The sequence below is a fragment of the Clostridioides sp. ZZV15-6388 genome (genome assembly GCF_020657755.1).
In the GTDB taxonomy this organism is placed as follows: Bacteria; Bacillota; Clostridia; order Peptostreptococcales; family Peptostreptococcaceae; genus Clostridioides.
On sequence record NZ_JAGWCU010000016.1, the window covers coordinates 24430 to 42207 of the forward strand.

Here is a 17778-nt window from a genome sequence, read left to right on the forward strand (position 1 = left end):
AAAATAATAATTATAAAATGAGGAGGGATAAAAATGGAGTTTGAAAAAGGAAGTATTTCAATTCATACAGAAAATATTTTTCCTATAATTAAAAAATGGTTATATTCTGATAAGGACATATTTATAAGAGAGCTTATCAGTAATGCATGTGATGCAGTAAGTAAATACAAAAGACTTGTATCATTAGGAGAAATATCAGAAAATAATCCATCAGATTATAAAATTACTGTATCTGTAAACAAGGGTGAGGGTACACTTAAATTTATTGATAATGGAATAGGTATGACTGAGGAAGAAATAAAAAAATACATAAACCAAGTTGCCTTTTCAGGTGCAGAAGATTTCTTTAATAAATATAAGGATAAAATGGAAGAGTCAAATGACATAATAGGTCATTTTGGGTTAGGGTTTTATTCTGCATTTATGGTGTCTAAAAAAGTACAAATAGATACACTTTCATATGTGGAAGGAGCAACTCCTGTAAGATGGATATCTGAAGGTGGTACAGAATATGAAATATCTGAATCAGATAGTAGACATGACAGAGGAACTACTATAACACTATTTATTGATGATGATAGTAAGGAATTTTTAGATGAATTTACTGTAAGAGGAGTAATAAATAAATACTGTTCTTTCCTACCAGTAGAGATATATTTAGAAGATGTTGAAAGATTAGAAAGAGAAGCTAAGGAAGCTGAAGAAAAAGCTAAAAAGCAAAAAGAAGATGGAAAAGAAGAAGAAGTTATAGATGCAAAGGTAATTGAACCCTTAAATGATACTAATCCTTTATGGCTTAAATCTCCAAAGGATTGTACTGATGATGAGTATAAAGAGTTTTATAGAAAAGTATTCAATGTATTTGATGAACCTTTATTTTGGATACATCTAAATGTTGATTATCCTTTCAATTTAAAGGGTATACTTTATTTCCCTAAATTAAAAAATGAATTTGAATTGACAGAAGGAAAAGTAAAATTATATAACAATCAGGTCTTTGTAGCTGACAACATAAAAGAAGTTATACCAGAGTTTTTACTTTTATTAAAAGGTGTAATAGACTGCCCAGATTTACCACTAAATGTATCAAGAAGCTTTTTACAAAATGATAGAGATGTAAGTAAAATTTCTAAACATATAATTAAAAAAGTAGCAGATAAGTTAAAATCTCTTTGTAAAAATCAAAGGGAAGAATATAACAAGTTCTGGGATGATATACAAATATTTATTAAATATGGTTGTTTAAAAGATGATAGCTTCTATGAAAAGGTGAAAGAATGTATATTATTTAAAACTATTGATGACGAGTATATAACACTTCAAGATTACTTAGAAAAATGTAAAGAAAAACATGAAAATAAAGTATTCTATGTAAGTGATAAAGAGCAACAATCACAATATATTAAACTATTTAAGGACTATGACCTAAATGCTGTGGTATTAAATTCATCAATAGACACTCATTTTATTTCATTTATGGAATACAAAGAAAATGGTGTTAAATTTAACAGGATAGATGCAGACCTTTCTGATGTATTAAAAGACAAAAATGAAAATAAAGATAGTGAAGAAAATAAAGAAGAGATAGCCAAGATAGAAGGATTATTTAAAGAAGCTGTTGGAGAAAGAGTAAAAAATTATTCTGTAGAAGGATTAAAAAACGAAGAAACTCCAGCTATGATTTTAGTATCTGAACAATCTATTAGAATGGCAGAAATGCAGTCAAGATTTGCTGGAATGGATTTAGGAATGAGTTTTGAGGAAGAAAAGACTCTTGTAATAAATGAAAACAGCCCGATTATCAAAAAATTAGTTTCTCTTAAAAATGATGAAGAAAAGAAAGATAAAGTAGCACTTATATGTAATCAAATAGCTGATTTAGCTTTACTTTCTAATAAAGAATTAAAGCCAGGAGAATTAGATTCATTTGTACAAAGAAGTAATAAACTTATGAATATGTTAATAGAACTATAGACTTAAAATATAGAAAAATAAAGTTTTAAAAATTTGTAAAATAGAACAATGAGAAGAGTTATCTTAAGATGATTGAAATTATCTTTAGGTAACTCTTTTTTGTTTTTATAATTTTTAGTTAAGTTTTAAACAGTTAACTGTACTTTAACAAGAAATATATTTGATTAAATAGAGTTAACTTGATATGAAAGAAGATAATACATATAATTAAGTAAAAGATTATTTTATAAATTATGTTTCAATACATAATTACACTTTTATTAAAAAATAAAGTCGTTACTAAAGTAGAAAAATAGGAGGTTTTAGCATGAATTTTAATTATAGTTTGCCAGTAAATATTTTATTTGGAAGAGGGAGAATTAATGATGTAGGTATAGAAGTATCCAAATATGGTAAAAAAGTATTAATTGTAACTGGTAAAAACAGTACAAAGAAAACAGGGTTACTTGATAAGACAATAGATTTGCTAAAAGGTGCTAAAGTAGAATATGAAGTTTTTGATAGAGTAGAGCAAAATCCTCTTATAACTACTATATATGCAGGAGTAGAAGCTATAAAAGAAACTGGTTGTGATTGTGTTTTAGGCCTTGGTGGAGGAAGTATAATGGATGCAGCTAAAAGTATAGCTTTTTCTTATAAAAATCCAGGAGATTTGAATGATTACATATTTGGAATTAAACAAGGTGAAGAAGCCCTACCTATAGTTTTAGTCCCAACAACATCAGGCACAGGTAGTGAAGGGAATTGTTTTGCAGTGCTTACAAATTCAGATACTAAAGATAAAAAATCTATAAAAAAGAATAGCATGTATGCAAAAGCCTCAATAATTGACCCAGAGCTTATGGTAACAATGCCAAAACATATAATTGCATCAGTTGGATTTGATGCACTTGCTCACAACATAGAAGCATATCTTTCGAATGGAAGAAATCCTCTTGCAGATGTACAGGCTATCTATGGGATTGAACTTATATCAGAAAGCTTAGTAAATGTATACAATAATTCTGATAATTTAGAAGCTTGGGAGAGAATAACACTTGCAAGTACTATTGGTGGGATGACAATTGGTACAGCTGGAACAACTCTTCAACATGGTATGGAGCACCCTGTAAGTGGTCTTAGAGATGTAATGCATGGAAAAGGACTTGCAGCTTTAACTCCAACTATTATAGAAAGTTCATGGGATAGTGATATTGAAAGGTTTGGAAATATATCAAAAATATTGGGCGGAACTTGTGCAGAAGACTGTTCAGATGCAATCAAAAATTTCCTTAAAAAGATAGATTTAGATATAAAACTAAGTGACCTAGGTATTGTAAAATCAGATATTGATTGGTTAACTGATAATTGTATGAAAATATCTGCTGCAAATATTAAGAGACATCCAAAGACTTTTAATAAGGAACAAATAAGAGAAATATACTATAAATCTTTGTAAATTAGATTTATAGATTAAATTTTAGATAAAAATTGGTTGTGTTGGTTGTTATAAGTAAATAAACTTATAATTAGTTAATGCAAAAAAATAAATTTATCTCAAATGTTTATTTTACTTTCTGATAAATAAAGGAACTTAAAAAAGGGAAGATTAACTAAGTAATATTTTATAAAAATCTTCATTTTAAAAACTTTAAGTAGAGGTGAGATAAATGTTTAATCCTAAAAGAATAATATTTGAAAAAGGCACCCTAGATACAAATATTGGGAAAAACATATACGATAAATTTAAGGATAAAAAAGATGTAGAAATAATTAATATATCATCAAATAGGATTAAGGAACATATCCCAGGAGAAAATCTATATGAACAGTATAGAAATGGAAAACAAACCATGGTAGTTGGGATTAGAAAAAGTCTAAAGTTTCAAACATGTAAACCTTCTGCTAACTATCAATTGCCACTTGTCAGTGGGTGTATGGGAAGATGTGAATATTGTTATCTAAATACACAGTTAGGTGATAAGCCATTTATAAGAGTGTTTGTAAATGTAGATGAAATACTTGAACAAACAAAGAAATATATTGAAGATAGAAAACCACAGGTAACTATATTTGAAGGAGCAGCTACATCAGACCCTGTTCCAGTAGAACCATATACTAATTCACTGAAAAAGACAATAGAGTTTTTTGGAAAAGAAGAAAAGGGAAGATTTAGATTTGTTACTAAATACAGTGATATAGATAGCTTGTTGGATGCTGAGCATAATAATCATACAGAGATAAGATTTAGCATAAATACACCTAGAATTATAGATGGGCATGAACATTATACAGCTTCTGCAAATAAAAGAATAGAATCAGCCGTAAAACTTGCAAAAGCTGGATATCAGATTGGATTTATAATAGCTCCTGTGTTTTTATATGAAGGTTGGAAAGAGGAATATAGAAGTCTGATTAGAAGCATAAAAGAAGCTCTTCCAAAAGATTTTGATAGAAAAATTATATTTGAAGTTATATCACATAGATATACAACTAAAGCAAAGAATAGAATATTAGAAATTTATCCAGACACATTATTGCCAATGGAAAATGATAATAGAAAGTTTAAATATGGTCAATTTGGATATGGAAAATATGTATATACTAAAGAGCAATTAGATGATATGAAAGAGTTCTTTCATAAGGAAATCAATGAAGTATTTAAAAATAGCTTAATAAAATATATAATATAGCAAATCTTATCTAAAGATTTGCTATATTTTATTTTTATATATTCTATGTTTATAATAAAGTGATAGGATTTAGTACTGTCATATGAGAAAATAAAAAAGGCACTGTCTATCAAGACCATTTTTTTAAGTTTTGATAATATAAAAATATAGGATTAATAAAAATATCAGGAGGAGTTATGATATGCATGCATGGGAATCTATTCAAATTACATTAGATTTAATAGAGGCAAACTTATCAGAAGAAATATCAATCAATGAATTAGCAAATAAAGCAAATTTATCACCATTTTACTATCAAAGACTATTTAAAAGATTAGTAAATAAGACTGTAATGGAGTATATAAAACTTCGTCGTCTTGCAAAAGCTTCTGAATACTTAGTAGAACATAAGAATCGTATACTTGATGTAGCTTTAAATTTTGGATTTGATAGCCATGAAACATTTACACGTTCCTTTAAAAAAGCATATGGATTAACTCCAGAAAAGTATAGAGCAAATCCAGTAAAACTCAATCAATTTGTTAAGCCAGAGTTAATTTTAAATTATGTCATGGTGGATGAAGGTGTACCATTGATTACAGATGGTATAGTAATTGAAGTAAATCGTAAAAAATTAAGTAAACCAAGAACTTTTGTTGGCCTTGAAGGAGAAATACCTATTTGCCAACTAATGGGTGGCGAAACAACAGGCATTGCAATAGCAAAGGAATTATGGATGAAATTTGGTAGCCAAAAAAATAATATACCAAATCAAATTCCAGGTGGAAATGATTTTGGTGCTCTTTATATGGGTAATGCAAAAGAAGGAAATTGTATTTATATGGCAGGAGTAGAAGTAGAGCCAGGTACATCAGTAGAAGGATATAGTTCTTTTGAGTTACCTGCTAGAGAGTATTTAGTATGTGGGTTTGAAGCAGAAAATTTTGATGAGTTAGTTGACTCAGCTGTTTTTAAAGCTGACAAATTTATGGAAAGATGGATGAAGAAACATAATCTAACAACAACTGATTTTGCAATTGAAATGTATTATCCATCTACATCTGAAGTAGCATATCTGGAACATTGGATTGTTCCAGTTCCTATTAAATAGGGGAAAGGATGGTAAATATGGATTGGCAAGATACATTTTTCCAAGATAATAAACCAACACTTGAACAAATTAAAGAATTTATTAATAGTCCATTATGGGACAAGCTAAATAGTGTGTTAAGTTCAACCTATAATGTGGAACCAAAACTTGAGTATAGTAAATGTTCAATGCAAAGAGGTTGGAATGTAAAATACAAAAAAAGAGGAAAGTCATTATGTACTTTATATCCTCAAGAAGGTTCTTTCAAAGCTTTAGTCATTGTAAATGAAAGTAATAGAGTAGAAGTTGACTTATTTATTAATACTTGTTGTGATTATATAAAACAATTGTACAATGAGATAAAATTTTTTAATGGAAGTAAGTGGTTAATGATTCAAATAGATAGTATGTCGACATTAAATGACACACTTGAGCTTATTAAATTTAGAGTTTAATATATAAAACAGGGCGACTTATATACTCATCCTGTTTTTATATATTAACTTTTAATAGCTTGTATGAATTTGAGAAGCTTTTGTATTTCAATTTTTCATGATATTATATAACTTATGTTTATCAATTATTATTGAAATTGATTTGAGATAGAGTTTAAATATATACTTTTTCCTTTATCAGTAAGAAACATAAAAATAATGCTCCATAAACAGTTTAGAGTGTTTTTTATACTATCATGTTCATCAAGTTCTTTAGTGCCAACGGGTTTATATATAAGTATTGTTAAAATACATTCAATAATATTTTCTATCTGATTAGGAATTGTACATTCTTGAATTAAATTAGAATTTTGTAAATTAAGAAAACTTTCTTTCAAGAATTCTTTAAGTTCTTTTATGAAGTCAAGTTGAAATTTATATATTTTAGGGCTTATTTGAGATAGTTGGTCATAGTGCTTAAAATAATATGCATTTTCATTTTGAATACTCAATGAATTTAAAAATAGCTCATTTAAATCTTTTAAGGACTCAGGGATATCTATTTTCTTATAATTTTTATGTTTGTATGCAACTACTTCCTCAATTAAATCTTCCTTTTTTTTAAAATAATATGTTAAGTTCCCAACACTCATTCCTAAAGCATCAGCAACATTTCTCATAGATACATTATTGTAGCCATATTCATTAAATAAATCACGAGCTTTAATTAAAATATCCACTTTTGTTTGTTTTGCCATATTGAATCCTCCAATAAAAATTTATAATAACTTTTATTTGACATTTTAGTACATTAGTACTACAATGTCAAATATAGTACAAATGTACTAAAAATATTTAAGTCATTCTGGGATAGATAAATTAAAGATTTTGGTTTTATATTATAAATCTAAAATCTATAAAGACTAAGATATTATTTACATAAAAGTTGATGAAGAGGAAGAAGTATTTTATATTATCCTATGCTTTGATTAATCTTGTATTACTTTAAAAGTACATTAAATTTAATATTGGGAGGTTATAAAATGAAATATAAAAATAATAATTTTGAACTTTATAAACTTGGACTAGGTTGTGGAGGAATGATAAAGCTTGATAATAAATCTGAAAATATAGCTACAATTCATGAAGCTTTAGATAGTGGTATAAATATGTTAAATACAGCTGACTTTTATGGTGCAGGGCAAAGTGAAATGATAATAGGTGAAGCTCTTAAAGGCAGAAAAAGAGATGATGCTTTTGTATCTGTAAAAACTGGAGCTCTTGTTGCACCTAATGGTCAAATGTATGGTCTTGATGTTAATCCTTTTAACATAAAAAGTCATGTAGCTCAAACTCTTAAGAGATTAAATTTAGATTACATAGACCTTTATCAAACAGCTAGAATAGATTTAGCTATACCTGTAGAGGAAACTATTGGAGCTATTTCTGACCTAGTAAAAGAAGGGTATATAAAGTATATAGGCATCACTCAAGTTGATGATGAAACTTTAAGAAGAGCTAATAAAGTTCATCCGATAAGCCTTATAGAATCTGAATATTCTCTTTTCAATAGAGAAATAGAAAAAAATATATTACCAACTGCTAGAGAATTAGAGATAGGGGTTGTTGCTTTTGGTGCTCTTGCTCATGGACTTTTAAGTGGAGTTTGGTCAAAAGCTAATGGTCAAAGATATAACTCTATGATACCTTTGTTTTTTGATGAAAATATAGACAAAAACCTTGGACTAGTAGAAAATATAAGAGAAATAGCAAATGAAAAAGAAACTACTATTCCACAAATAGCTCTTGCATGGGTATTATCAAAAGGAGATGATATCATAACTTTAGTTGGGGCATCAAGAAGAGTGACACTAAGGGATTCCTTAAAAGCCAAAGATATTAAACTAAGTGATGAAGACATTAGAAGAATAGAAAATGCTATAAATGAGAATGAAATTTTAGGTGCAAGTTTTCCTAACATGAAATTTAAGAATGGTAAAGTAGTTAAATAAGTTCTCATAAGCCACCCTTTAAAAGAGTGGCTTTTTACATTCCATTAAATAATCCAATAAACAAACTATAGTATAAGTTATTCAGCAAATATCAATTTAAGTTATTTTTCTGCATTCCCTACAGTTAAGTCCACATGTGTTTTTTTCCTGCATATTGATAGCACCCCAATTAGCAAATTGTCGCAAAATAGGTACAATACTTTTACCCTTATCCGTTAATGTATATTCAACTTTTGGAGGAATTTCATTGTATTGTTTGCGATGAACAATACCATCAGACTCTAAATCTTTTAATGATTGAGCTAGCATAGTATTTGTAATTCCATCTAGTTTTCTTTTTATACTACTATACCTAATTGGATTATCAACTGCTAACATACATATAATAGGTAATTTCCATTTTCCACCAACAATATCTAATGCATAACGTATTGGACAAGTTAATTCTTCATCATTTTCAGTTATATTATTTTTATTATCTAAACTCATTTTAATTCACTCCTCAATTTCAATAGTATCTTTTTTATACTTTATCAGAAAAAACTGCATACTTGTTTTTTTCTTATTTTATATTAAAATTATATCAAAGGATAATCCTTAATACAACTATTTAAAAGGGGTGTAATAATTATGAAAGCATTAGATTTTTTAAACAAAGCAGGAGTTTATTATTTAGCAACAATTGATGAAAGTAATCAAGCACATGTACGTCCTCTTGGATTCGTTATGGAGTACGATGGAAAACTGACATTTTGTACATCTAACCAAAAAAATATGTTTAAGCAACTTATTTTTAATCCAAAGGTTGAAATTTGCTGTATCGACCAAAAATTTAATACCTTACGTATTTTAGGTGAAGCAGTATTTGTTACATCAAAAGAAACACAAGCTAAAGCACTTGAAATAATGCCAAGCCTAAGTAAAATGTACTCTGTAGGAGATGGCAAATTTGAAATATTCTCTATTGATAATGCAAAAATTAGTTGCTGTTCAATGAGTGGTAAAAAAGTTGATATAGAACTTTAATTATAGCTGAATCAACATTCATGATGAAAGTTAAGAAAATGTTACTACTAATATATTAGAAATTTAAACCTAAAGACAATAAAAAGATTTTTAAGCAGTAAATGTGTAAAAATTTTTAGTTATTAGATTTATATTCCAACAATTACATATTGTTTTGAATAATTTCATAACAAAAATAAGAATAATTAAAGTTTATTTTATGATGGAGTGTAATTCCTTTTAAAAATATTTTAACTGTAAATGATTGCAAGTAATTTTTATTTAATATGAAGAAAATATGATGATTATAAAAAATTATTACTTATTATTTATATATTTTTGTATATAAATAATAAGTAGCATGACTTTATAAATTAATAGTGATAGAATATAAATTAATAGATAAGATATAATTTTAAAAAGAGTGATATAAAGTGAGTAAATATAGTTCTTTGTGGGAATATGTTGAGAAAAATGGTACTTCATCATTTAAATTAACTTTTGAAGAAATAAAAAATATTGCTGGAATAGAGATAGATCATTCTTTTTTGAAATATAAAAAAGAATTAAATGAATATGGATATCAAGTTGGAAAAATTTCTTTAAAAGAGAAGACGATTATTTTTAATAAAATTGATTAAGGTGTTAATAATTACATAGAATAAGATAGTTTGTATTGACTATCATATATAACTAAAAATAAAGTAAGTCTTATAATAAGACTTACTTTATTTTTAGTTGATGATTTTTTAGTTTTATACCATAAGGTATAAAATTGTACCTATTAAAAAAGTTATAATTTCTATTACTGTCATTCTAAGTATGTTATATATTTTAATTTGGCTATTTATTTTGATTTTATATAATGCAAAAATCTTCTAAGGTTTTCACTTTTAACATTTAAATAATAAATATATAAACACTGGATGCAATATTAAGTGTAATTAAAGAATAGTTTGTTTTATTTATTGAAATCTTTTTATTTTAAATTATATAAATAAAATATAGAGTTCTATACATTCTCTAATATTTTATGATTACATGAAGATTTACTCAAAGTAAAATAAATCTTCAAATTTTTTATCTAGAGCAATACATAAAATAAGTGCTAACTTTGCTGTTGGATTAAACTGACCTGTTTCTATTGAACTAATTGTATTTCTTGATACTCCAACCATTTCTGCCAGTTGGCTTTGGGATAATTTTTTCTCTGTTCTTGCTATTTTTAAGCGATTTTTTAATATCAATTCTTCATTCATATGCTTACCTCAATGATGATAAAATAAAATTTGTCAATGAGAAGATTGTCAGAATTAAGAAACCAAAAGCAAAAACTAAATTCTTTTTCTCATGTGTAAATTGGTATTTTGCTATATTTTCAGCAAATCCAAATGTCCAAAATAAAGCAGATACTGCATCACTTTTTTGCCCAATAAAGGTGTTAAATATTACAATAAAGCAGAATACACATGTGAAAATTGAATACCCTACTTTTCTACCCTTATTTTCAATATACTCTAATCCTTCATCTTTATTAGATTGACGACTTTTACTTAAAATTTCTTCTTTATTCATATAAGACACCTCCTATTTAGATGCCAAGTTTACTTGGTATTTTCATTATATCATGCCAAGTCTACTTGTCAATATATTTGACAATAAAACTTGGCATAAATTCACCAGATTTATCTCTTTAAAATATATTTCAAACTCTGCTTTGTAGAACAGCTGAGTTTAATACTTTATAATTGAAATATAATTACTTTTAACTTGAAAGGAGTTTAATATATGAATTTAGGAGACAAGATTATAAAACTAAGAAAGAAATATAATTATTATCAAGAATTGTTGGCTGAAAGACTAAATGTATCTAGGCAAACTATTAGTAAGTGGGAATTAGGAGTATAACCTAGTTAAAGATAAAAAACAATGTATGCATACCTGCTTGCTAAACCAATAATGAAATTAAACAAACAAGTAGAAGAACTTTATAAGAAGTACATATGGTTAAGAAATCAATATGATGAATTTCAGTATGAGCACCAACAGCAAAGTAATGTACTTGAATCTAAATTTAAAAATGTAAGATTCTCTAAAAAACTATCAAAGAATATTAATTATGAATTGCGCATTCTAATGTATCAATAGTGAGGTAAAATAGTAGTGGGACTAATAAATTATGATTTAATCTTATCTAATGAAGATATTGAAATATCAGATAGAGATATGGAAAAAGTTATTAAACAAATGAGCATATGAAATATAATATTAATCTTTTATTTGAAGGAAATGAATCATTTGATGCTATAAAAGATAATCCAAGATTTAAAGAACTTATAAAGAGAATAAAAGAATTCAAATTAATTTAGAGTAAAGTCTATACAATAGATTTGTAATAGTAAATAATTACTTGTGATATAGATGAAGAATTTTAATTTACACTATAAATATTCACTTAAGGTACTATACTAAAACATTAATAGTATAGTACCTTTTTTGTAAATACATAAAAAGTAGACAAATATGTAAATTATAGTCTATTTGTAGTTAATATGAGATTGGCATTTTCAATAGGATAATATTCCAAGGTATATTTTTCTTCAGCGGGGAAGTACCTATTTTCCTATTTACATTTTATATCTTCTAAATTACCTATATATCTATCATTTTCTTTATAATATTTTATCTCCATTTTTTACAGGAACTAAAATTTCATTTAGTAAATAATCATATCTCCATTGGATATTGTAATAATAATACCACTCTTCTTTAGAATTATTATACCTAATAAACTTAGGATGTATAAAATAATAAATGTGTAAGATGTAAGAAGGATAATTCAAATTTTGCAATAATTTTAGTGAATTAGCAAGTGTACTTTTACCTGACCCTCCTAAACCGTCAATACCAATAATATATATTTTATTAGAAATATCCTCATTTATTAGTTTATTAAATAGCCTATTCATTATAATATCCTCATTTCATATAATATAAATAGTATTAAGATTTTTATAAGAGTTAAAGCAAGCATGTATTATTACTCAAATATTTGTATAATCAACATCTAGTAATTTACCTTTTTGGTGAAAATGATTAATAAGTTTTTTAGGATAATTCATTATTAATTCATCTGGAAAATTAATTTCTTTTAAGATATTCTCAGAATACTCATAGTTACCTATATCAAAACAAATGTGAGCATCTGAAGTTAGTATGATTTTAGCACCATATTTTTTGCAAAGTGTAGCAATATACTTACAATTATCCGAGCTACCATTTCTTGACACGCCTTTGATAGAACAATTATTTATTTCTATTAAGATATTCTTTTCCATGGCTAATTTAATGATTAATTCATAGTCGATTGGGTAGTTTGGGTTTCCAAGGTGGCCTAATATTTCAATATTATCATGCTTATTTATTGCATTTATTAAGGCTTTAGTATTATTCTCTAATGTATTTGGTGAAAAAACGGCTTCGTGAAATGACAAGATAAGATAATCCAATCGAGGAATGACAAAGGACTCTAGATCTATGTTTCCTTCAGTGTCTAGTATATTTGCTTCACATCCTCTTAAGATTATAATGTTATTTATGATTCTTGGGATATTTTGAATGTTGTGAAAGTACCATTTGTGGGGAGAACCAGGCATCTTAGGACCATGTTCAGATGTACCTAGTATCTTAATTCCATTTTCTTTACAATAATTAATATTTTCTAACAAAGTACTATAGCCATGACCACTGACTATAGAGTGGGTGTGTAAATCTGATAAAAAATTCATATAAATTCCTCCTCTATAAAAGATGAGGGTAACGTAATTTATATTATAAAACGAATAGGAAATAAAATCAATAGTTACACAATTAGACAAAAATATTAAAATATTGTAGAATTAAGCTTAATAATAAATATTTAACAGTATTACTGCTTATATGGGAGGTTAACTATGATACAAAAGAAGCTATCAAGGAAAGAAAAAGTTTTAATTTGCTTGAAAAGGTTAACAGAAGAACACTTGAATCTTAATAATGGCATTAGATTTGGATTTGATGCAGAGTATATTGCTACTGAAGTAGGTATAAATAGAAGTAATGCTAGTAAGGAATTAAATCAATTAATAAAGGAAAGTATTATTATAAAGATAAAGGGAAAACCTGTTCAGTACTTATATAAAGAAAGTATTGAGAGTATTTTAGGAAAGAAACTAAATAAAGGGATATTTGATAATATTAACTCTATAAACGAATATAGTGAAAATGATGCTATCAAAGATGAGTATATTGTAGAGGGTATAAAAAAAGAGAACAATATTTTTAATTTAGTAGGATGTGATGGAAGTTTAAAGTCTCAAATAGAGCAAGCTAAAGCAGCAGTAATATATCCACCTAAGGGGTTGAGTACATTAATAATAGGACCTACAGGAGTTGGTAAATCTATATTTGCAGAATATATGTATAAGTATAGTTTAACTATAAAAGAAGATAGTGATAATGCACCATTTATCATATTTAACTGTGCTGATTATTCTGATAATCAGCAATTATTATTAGCACAGCTTTTTGGATATGTAAAAGGAGCATTTACTGGAGCTGATAAAGATAAGTATGGTATTGTACATGAAGCTAATAATGGAATATTGTTTTTAGATGAAGTTCATAGGTTATCTGCAGAGGGACAAGAAATGCTATTTCTACTTATGGATAAAGGTATATATAGAAGGTTAGGAGAGGCTAATAAGGTACATGAGTGTAGGATTATGATAATTGCAGCTACTACAGAAGATCCAGAGGTAGCAATGTTGGAAACGTTTTTAAGAAGAATACCTGTAACTATAAAGATTCCGTCTTTAGAGGAAAGAGGCTTTCAAGAGAGAATGAAGCTTATATGTTATTTTTTTAAAGAAGAAAGTATTAGGATTGGTGTTAAGTTAAAGGTTTCAAAAGAAGTTATTAAGGCATTTATTTTATATAAGTGTAAGGGAAATATAGGACAATTAAAAAGCGACATACAATTAATTTGTGCAAGAGCTTTTTTAGATTATATGACCTATAAAAGGGAATGTGTATATGTAAGACTCTCTCTTCTACCAAACAATATTAGAGAATCATTATATGGAAATAATAGAAAAGAGGAGTTTGTACAAAACTTCAGTTTTATTGGGAAAGATGATATTATTTTTTTACCAGAAGGAAAGAATTTTGAAAGTGAAAATTTATTAATAGAAAATAAAAAATATGATTTAGATTTCTATGGAATGATAAAAGAAACTTGGAATAAACTTCAACAAGAAGGTATTAAAGAGTCACAAATTAGAAGCGTTATAGATGAAGATATACAGAAGTATTCCTATAATTTAATGAATACTTTTATATATAATAGTAGTAATCAAACAGCTTATAACAATATTGTTAATGATTCAATTGCAACTACTGTGAAGCATATTTTACAAAATCATGATAAATGGAGCAAAAGAGAAGGATTAGATAAATTAATAAAAGCTATAGCCTTACATATTCAGAATTTAATTGAAAGAATAAAGATTGGGAACATAGTAAAGCATCCTAATAAAGATGAAATTATGAAGGAAAGAGCATATGAATATAACATAGCAAAAGAAATATTATCTAACATGTCATTAATGTATGGAGTTGAGTTTCCAGAAGATGAAGCAATTTTTTTAGCAACGTTTCTTTATTTATCTTATGTGGGATTAAATGAGGAGAGTATAGCAATATTAGTTATAATGCATGGTGAATCTACGGCATCTAGCATGGTGAATGTAGCTAATACTTTACTGGATTGTAACCATGCAGTGGCAATCAATATGGGATTAGAGGATAGAGTTCAGGATATTTTAGTCCAAGCTGTAGAAATAGCCAATGAAATTGACAAAGGAAAGGGAATTTTAATTCTAACTGATATGGGATCTATTTTAACATTTGCTAAAGTTATTCATGATGCTACTGGAAAAGAAGTAAAAGCAATAGATATGGTAAGTACACCTATTGTAATAGAAGCAACTAGAAAGGCCCTAACTCCGGAAATGACATTAGAGAAATTATATTTTAATATTATAGAATCTATAAAGAAACATTATGGAGATATGGAAATTACATATGCTGAAAAAGATAATGGTGGTAGATATTTTGATAGATTACTAATTGATAATATTAGTAAAACTTTGACTTTTTTAAATGGGGAAAAGGCTTATTTTATATTAAAAGAAGTAATTAATAGAATTAGCGAACATTATTCTTTAGTAATTCAAGATGAGCTTTTAGTAAAGTTTATATTTCATTGTTCATGTATGATTGAAAGAGTAATAATAAAAGAGTCTTTAGTTTATAAATCATATGAAGAAAGAATTAGTAGAAGTAAAGCATTATATTTAGTTATAAAAGAAAGTTTTAAGCTTGTAGAAGAGACATTCGATATAATCATTTCAGATATGGAATATGCAAATATATTAGATATATTTGAATCACAGTATGATACAGATAAATTCAAAAGTTGATACAAAACTTAAATATAGCCAAAAGGCTATCTTTTTTTTACTTCTTTTTGATACAGATTTGATACAGGTTTGAAAAAGATTTTGATACATATTGAAAGAGTAAGTTTTTTTTATAAATTAAGTAAAAAGATTTGATTAAATCCTGTAAAATAGCCATTTGTTATTGATACACATAAGTTGGCATGGCAATTGCTTATATAAAAAGTGACAAGAAAAGTGAGGTGAGATTGGTGATTGGGATAATAGTTATGACTCATGGGAGTTTTAGTGAAGAAATTATAAAAAGCTGTGAACTTATTGCAGGACCAGCAGAAAGAACAGCAGCAATTAAACTAAATAGGAATGATAATATTGAAGACTTAAATAGAAATTTTGTAGAAAAGTTAAATGAATTAGATGAAGGTGACGGAGTTTTAGTATTAGCTGACCTATTAGGAGGTTCACCAAGTAATGTAGCAAGTTTAAACCTTAAAAAAGGTGGAAAGTTTCATGCACTTACTGGAGTAAATCTTCCAATGCTACTTGAAGCTTTAATTAATAGAGAGGGAAAAAGTTTAGAAGAGTTAGCAGAGACATGCATTGAAGCGGGGAAAACTGGTATAAACCATATTAATAAAGTTCTTAGCTCAATGTAATAGAAAAAGGAGTTCGATTAAAAATGTCTTTAGTAAAATATTGCAGATGTGATGATAGATTAATACATGGTCAAGTGATATATAAATGGGTTAAGCATCTAGGTGTTAAAAAAATAGTAGTAGTAGATGATGAAACAACCAATGATGTTATTGCCAAAGGTTTGATAAAAATGGCAGCACCAAAGAATATTGATTTATCAATATTAACTGTAAGTGAATCAAGGAGGTATTTTTATAATAACCAAGCTGATGATAACGTTTTTGTATTAATTAAAAACTTAGATACTGCAAATAGAATGAGAGAAGAAGGAATTGATATTAAAAAACTTATTATTGGAAGAATACCTACAGGGATAGGAAAAAAGAAAATATCTCAAAATGTATACATTAATAAAAAAGAGTTTCTTTTAATAGATGAATTTATTAAAAAAAATATTAATGTATCAATTCAAATGGTACCTGATGAGGAAGAAGTAGAATTAAATCAAAGTATTAATCGCTATAAAGGAGAGTTTGTTTAGCAATGAATAAATATAAGGTAATCATACTCTGCCATGGAACGTGGGGAAAGGTATTAGTAGAAGAAGCAAATAAAAATTTTGGATTGTCAAATCAATACGAAGTTTTATCACTAAGCTCTGAAAAAGATATTTCTGTATTCATGAAAGAGGTTGAAGAAGTAGTAGATAAAGAGGATGTGAAAATTATAATATCAGATCTGTATGGGGGATCTACGTCAAGTGTTGCAATAGCTGTTGCTATAAGAAGAGGGATAGATGCAATAAATGGACTTAGCTTACAGACAATTTTAATCGTAGATGAAGAATTAAGCAAAGAAGATAAAGTACATACATTACCAGAAAGAATCGTCAAAAAAAATAATAACCTTTGTGTGGATTTAATTAAAGAATTTAAAAAAATATAAATTATGAGGTGGATATAATGGCAAAAATAACATTAGTAAGAGTAGATCACAGATTAATTCATGGACAAGTTATAACAAAATGGGTGAAAATCGCTCAAGCTCAAAAAATAGTAATAGTTGATGACTTCTTAGGTCAAGATGAATTTATGGCTGATGTATATAGAATGGCAGCGCCATCAGGAGTAGAAGTAGCTATTTTAACAGCAGAAGATGCAGGACAAGCATTCCAAAACAATATTTTAGGAGATAAAAATATATTTATTCTATTTAAGAACGTTGATATGGCAAATAAGGCGTATAAGGCTGGACTTAAATATGAAAAGATTCAATTAGGAGGTATTCCAAATGAAGCAGGAAAGAAGATGGTATTTACAGCTGTTTCATTAGGAAATGAAGATGTAGAACAACTAAATGAACTTAATGAAGATGGGGTTGAAATAGTTCTACAAGTTATACCAGAGGAATCATCTATGACATATGAAAATGCCTTAAAGAAGTTTAAATAAAAATTATAAATTAGGAGGAATTATA

21 protein-coding genes are annotated in these 17778 nt (G+C 27.1%); 15 read left to right on the forward strand and 6 right to left on the reverse strand.

Annotated elements, in window-relative coordinates; translation table 11 throughout:
- Nucleotides 1-33 precede the first annotated feature (33 nt).
- The 5 genes from htpG to KGF48_RS11315 all read left to right on the forward strand — a co-directional run bounded on the left by htpG (nucleotide 34) and on the right by KGF48_RS11315 (nucleotide 6170).
- Nucleotides 34-1974: a molecular chaperone HtpG gene (gene htpG, locus KGF48_RS11295; RefSeq protein WP_227840062.1), complete on the forward strand. Its 1941-nt coding sequence runs from the start codon at nucleotides 34-36 to the stop codon at nucleotides 1972-1974.
- Nucleotides 1975-2281: 307 nt separating this feature from the next.
- On the forward strand, nucleotides 2282-3412 hold the full coding sequence (locus KGF48_RS11300) for an iron-containing alcohol dehydrogenase (RefSeq protein ID WP_227868057.1): 1131 nt from the start codon (nucleotides 2282-2284) through the stop codon (nucleotides 3410-3412).
- A gap of 211 nt (nucleotides 3413-3623) precedes the next feature.
- Entirely contained in the window at nucleotides 3624-4646 is a 1023-nt protein-coding gene (gene splB / locus KGF48_RS11305) for a spore photoproduct lyase (RefSeq protein WP_227840033.1), read from the forward strand.
- Nucleotides 4647-4827: 181 nt separating this feature from the next.
- On the forward strand, nucleotides 4828-5736 hold the full coding sequence (locus KGF48_RS11310) for an AraC family transcriptional regulator (RefSeq protein WP_227840034.1): 909 nt from the start codon (nucleotides 4828-4830) through the stop codon (nucleotides 5734-5736).
- Nucleotides 5737-5753: 17 nt separating this feature from the next.
- On the forward strand, nucleotides 5754-6170 hold the full coding sequence (locus KGF48_RS11315) for a DUF3788 domain-containing protein (RefSeq protein WP_227827745.1): 417 nt from the start codon (nucleotides 5754-5756) through the stop codon (nucleotides 6168-6170).
- Between the two features lie 128 nt (nucleotides 6171-6298).
- Here the strand turns inward: KGF48_RS11315 and KGF48_RS11320 are convergent, their stop codons facing one another.
- Nucleotides 6299-6907, reverse strand: a complete 609-nt coding sequence (locus tag KGF48_RS11320) for a TetR/AcrR family transcriptional regulator (RefSeq protein WP_227840035.1) — start codon at nucleotides 6905-6907, stop codon at nucleotides 6299-6301.
- Nucleotides 6908-7192: 285 nt separating this feature from the next.
- On the opposite strand from KGF48_RS11320, the gene KGF48_RS11325 reads away from it, so the two are divergent.
- Nucleotides 7193-8161 (forward strand): aldo/keto reductase, encoded by a 969-nt coding sequence (locus tag KGF48_RS11325; protein WP_227840036.1) that lies wholly within the window; start codon nucleotides 7193-7195, stop codon nucleotides 8159-8161.
- 96 nt (nucleotides 8162-8257) lie between these two features.
- On the opposite strand, the gene KGF48_RS11330 is transcribed toward KGF48_RS11325, so the two are convergent.
- Nucleotides 8258-8650, reverse strand: coding sequence for a winged helix-turn-helix transcriptional regulator (locus KGF48_RS11330; protein WP_227827742.1), 393 nt, complete (start codon nucleotides 8648-8650; stop codon nucleotides 8258-8260).
- A 141-nt stretch (nucleotides 8651-8791) separates the two neighbouring features.
- Between KGF48_RS11330 and KGF48_RS11335 the strand changes: the two genes are divergently transcribed.
- Complete coding sequence (locus KGF48_RS11335) at nucleotides 8792-9187, forward strand: pyridoxamine 5'-phosphate oxidase family protein (protein ID WP_227840037.1); 396 nt, start codon at nucleotides 8792-8794, stop codon at nucleotides 9185-9187.
- A 413-nt stretch (nucleotides 9188-9600) separates the two neighbouring features.
- Nucleotides 9601-9807, forward strand: a complete 207-nt coding sequence (locus tag KGF48_RS11340; RefSeq protein ID WP_227840038.1) for a hypothetical protein — start codon at nucleotides 9601-9603, stop codon at nucleotides 9805-9807.
- Nucleotides 9808-10215: 408 nt separating this feature from the next.
- Here the strand turns inward: KGF48_RS11340 and KGF48_RS11345 are convergent, their stop codons facing one another.
- Nucleotides 10216-10425: a helix-turn-helix transcriptional regulator gene (locus KGF48_RS11345; RefSeq protein ID WP_227827739.1), complete on the reverse strand. Its 210-nt coding sequence runs from the start codon at nucleotides 10423-10425 to the stop codon at nucleotides 10216-10218.
- Between the two features lie 4 nt (nucleotides 10426-10429).
- Nucleotides 10430-10741 (reverse strand): DUF6442 family protein, encoded by a 312-nt coding sequence (locus KGF48_RS11350; protein WP_227840039.1) that lies wholly within the window; start codon nucleotides 10739-10741, stop codon nucleotides 10430-10432.
- 213 nt (nucleotides 10742-10954) lie between these two features.
- Here KGF48_RS11350 and KGF48_RS11355 point away from each other — a divergent pair, with 213 nt between their 5' ends.
- On the forward strand, nucleotides 10955-11074 hold the full coding sequence (locus KGF48_RS11355; protein ID WP_227827737.1) for a helix-turn-helix transcriptional regulator: 120 nt from the start codon (nucleotides 10955-10957) through the stop codon (nucleotides 11072-11074).
- A gap of 21 nt (nucleotides 11075-11095) precedes the next feature.
- Nucleotides 11096-11314 carry a hypothetical protein gene (locus tag KGF48_RS11360; protein WP_227827736.1) on the forward strand — a complete coding sequence of 73 codons (219 nt, stop codon included), beginning with the start codon at nucleotides 11096-11098 and terminating at the stop codon, nucleotides 11312-11314.
- A gap of 524 nt (nucleotides 11315-11838) precedes the next feature.
- Here the strand turns inward: KGF48_RS11360 and KGF48_RS11365 are convergent.
- Both KGF48_RS11365 and KGF48_RS11370 read right to left on the reverse strand, forming a co-directional pair.
- Nucleotides 11839-12135: a hypothetical protein gene (locus KGF48_RS11365; RefSeq protein WP_227868058.1), complete on the reverse strand. Its 297-nt coding sequence runs from the start codon at nucleotides 12133-12135 to the stop codon at nucleotides 11839-11841.
- 75 nt (nucleotides 12136-12210) lie between these two features.
- On the reverse strand, nucleotides 12211-12954 hold the full coding sequence (locus tag KGF48_RS11370) for a PHP domain-containing protein (protein WP_227840040.1): 744 nt from the start codon (nucleotides 12952-12954) through the stop codon (nucleotides 12211-12213).
- A gap of 165 nt (nucleotides 12955-13119) precedes the next feature.
- Here KGF48_RS11370 and KGF48_RS11375 point away from each other — a divergent pair, with 165 nt between their 5' ends.
- The 5 genes from KGF48_RS11375 to KGF48_RS11395 all read left to right on the forward strand — a co-directional run bounded on the left by KGF48_RS11375 (nucleotide 13120) and on the right by KGF48_RS11395 (nucleotide 17753).
- On the forward strand, nucleotides 13120-15687 hold the full coding sequence (locus KGF48_RS11375) for a sigma 54-interacting transcriptional regulator (RefSeq protein WP_227868059.1): 2568 nt from the start codon (nucleotides 13120-13122) through the stop codon (nucleotides 15685-15687).
- A gap of 230 nt (nucleotides 15688-15917) precedes the next feature.
- The gene (locus KGF48_RS11380) at nucleotides 15918-16322 is read left to right on the forward strand and encodes a PTS sugar transporter subunit IIA (RefSeq protein ID WP_227827732.1); all 405 of its coding nucleotides are present in this window, start codon (nucleotides 15918-15920) and stop codon (nucleotides 16320-16322) included.
- Nucleotides 16323-16345: 23 nt separating this feature from the next.
- The gene (locus KGF48_RS11385) at nucleotides 16346-16843 is read left to right on the forward strand and encodes a PTS sugar transporter subunit IIB (RefSeq protein WP_227842622.1); all 498 of its coding nucleotides are present in this window, start codon (nucleotides 16346-16348) and stop codon (nucleotides 16841-16843) included.
- A gap of 2 nt (nucleotides 16844-16845) precedes the next feature.
- The gene (locus KGF48_RS11390; protein ID WP_227827730.1) at nucleotides 16846-17247 is read left to right on the forward strand and encodes a PTS sugar transporter subunit IIA; all 402 of its coding nucleotides are present in this window, start codon (nucleotides 16846-16848) and stop codon (nucleotides 17245-17247) included.
- A 17-nt stretch (nucleotides 17248-17264) separates the two neighbouring features.
- Entirely contained in the window at nucleotides 17265-17753 is a 489-nt protein-coding gene (locus tag KGF48_RS11395; protein ID WP_227827729.1) for a PTS system mannose/fructose/N-acetylgalactosamine-transporter subunit IIB, read from the forward strand.
- Nucleotides 17754-17778: the final 25 nt, after the last annotated feature.

Coding starts and splice junctions, on each gene's coding strand:
- htpG (WP_227840062.1), top strand. CDS start 34: ATGGAGTTTGAAAAAGGAAGTATTTCAATTCATACAGAAAATATTTTT.
- KGF48_RS11300 (WP_227868057.1), top strand. CDS start 2,282: ATGAATTTTAATTATAGTTTGCCAGTAAATATTTTATTTGGAAGAGGG.
- splB (WP_227840033.1), top strand. CDS start 3,624: ATGTTTAATCCTAAAAGAATAATATTTGAAAAAGGCACCCTAGATACA.
- KGF48_RS11310 (WP_227840034.1), top strand. CDS start 4,828: ATGCATGCATGGGAATCTATTCAAATTACATTAGATTTAATAGAGGCA.
- KGF48_RS11315 (WP_227827745.1), top strand. CDS start 5,754: ATGGATTGGCAAGATACATTTTTCCAAGATAATAAACCAACACTTGAA.
- KGF48_RS11320 (WP_227840035.1), bottom strand. CDS start 6,907: ATGGCAAAACAAACAAAAGTGGATATTTTAATTAAAGCTCGTGATTTA.
- KGF48_RS11325 (WP_227840036.1), top strand. CDS start 7,193: ATGAAATATAAAAATAATAATTTTGAACTTTATAAACTTGGACTAGGT.
- KGF48_RS11330 (WP_227827742.1), bottom strand. CDS start 8,650: ATGAGTTTAGATAATAAAAATAATATAACTGAAAATGATGAAGAATTA.
- KGF48_RS11335 (WP_227840037.1), top strand. CDS start 8,792: ATGAAAGCATTAGATTTTTTAAACAAAGCAGGAGTTTATTATTTAGCA.
- KGF48_RS11345 (WP_227827739.1), bottom strand. CDS start 10,425: ATGAATGAAGAATTGATATTAAAAAATCGCTTAAAAATAGCAAGAACA.
- KGF48_RS11350 (WP_227840039.1), bottom strand. CDS start 10,741: ATGAATAAAGAAGAAATTTTAAGTAAAAGTCGTCAATCTAATAAAGAT.
- KGF48_RS11355 (WP_227827737.1), top strand. CDS start 10,955: ATGAATTTAGGAGACAAGATTATAAAACTAAGAAAGAAATATAATTAT.
- KGF48_RS11360 (WP_227827736.1), top strand. CDS start 11,096: ATGTATGCATACCTGCTTGCTAAACCAATAATGAAATTAAACAAACAA.
- KGF48_RS11365 (WP_227868058.1), bottom strand. CDS start 12,135: ATGAATAGGCTATTTAATAAACTAATAAATGAGGATATTTCTAATAAA.
- KGF48_RS11370 (WP_227840040.1), bottom strand. CDS start 12,954: ATGAATTTTTTATCAGATTTACACACCCACTCTATAGTCAGTGGTCAT.
- KGF48_RS11375 (WP_227868059.1), top strand. CDS start 13,120: ATGATACAAAAGAAGCTATCAAGGAAAGAAAAAGTTTTAATTTGCTTG.
- KGF48_RS11385 (WP_227842622.1), top strand. CDS start 16,346: ATGTCTTTAGTAAAATATTGCAGATGTGATGATAGATTAATACATGGT.
- KGF48_RS11390 (WP_227827730.1), top strand. CDS start 16,846: ATGAATAAATATAAGGTAATCATACTCTGCCATGGAACGTGGGGAAAG.
- KGF48_RS11395 (WP_227827729.1), top strand. CDS start 17,265: ATGGCAAAAATAACATTAGTAAGAGTAGATCACAGATTAATTCATGGA.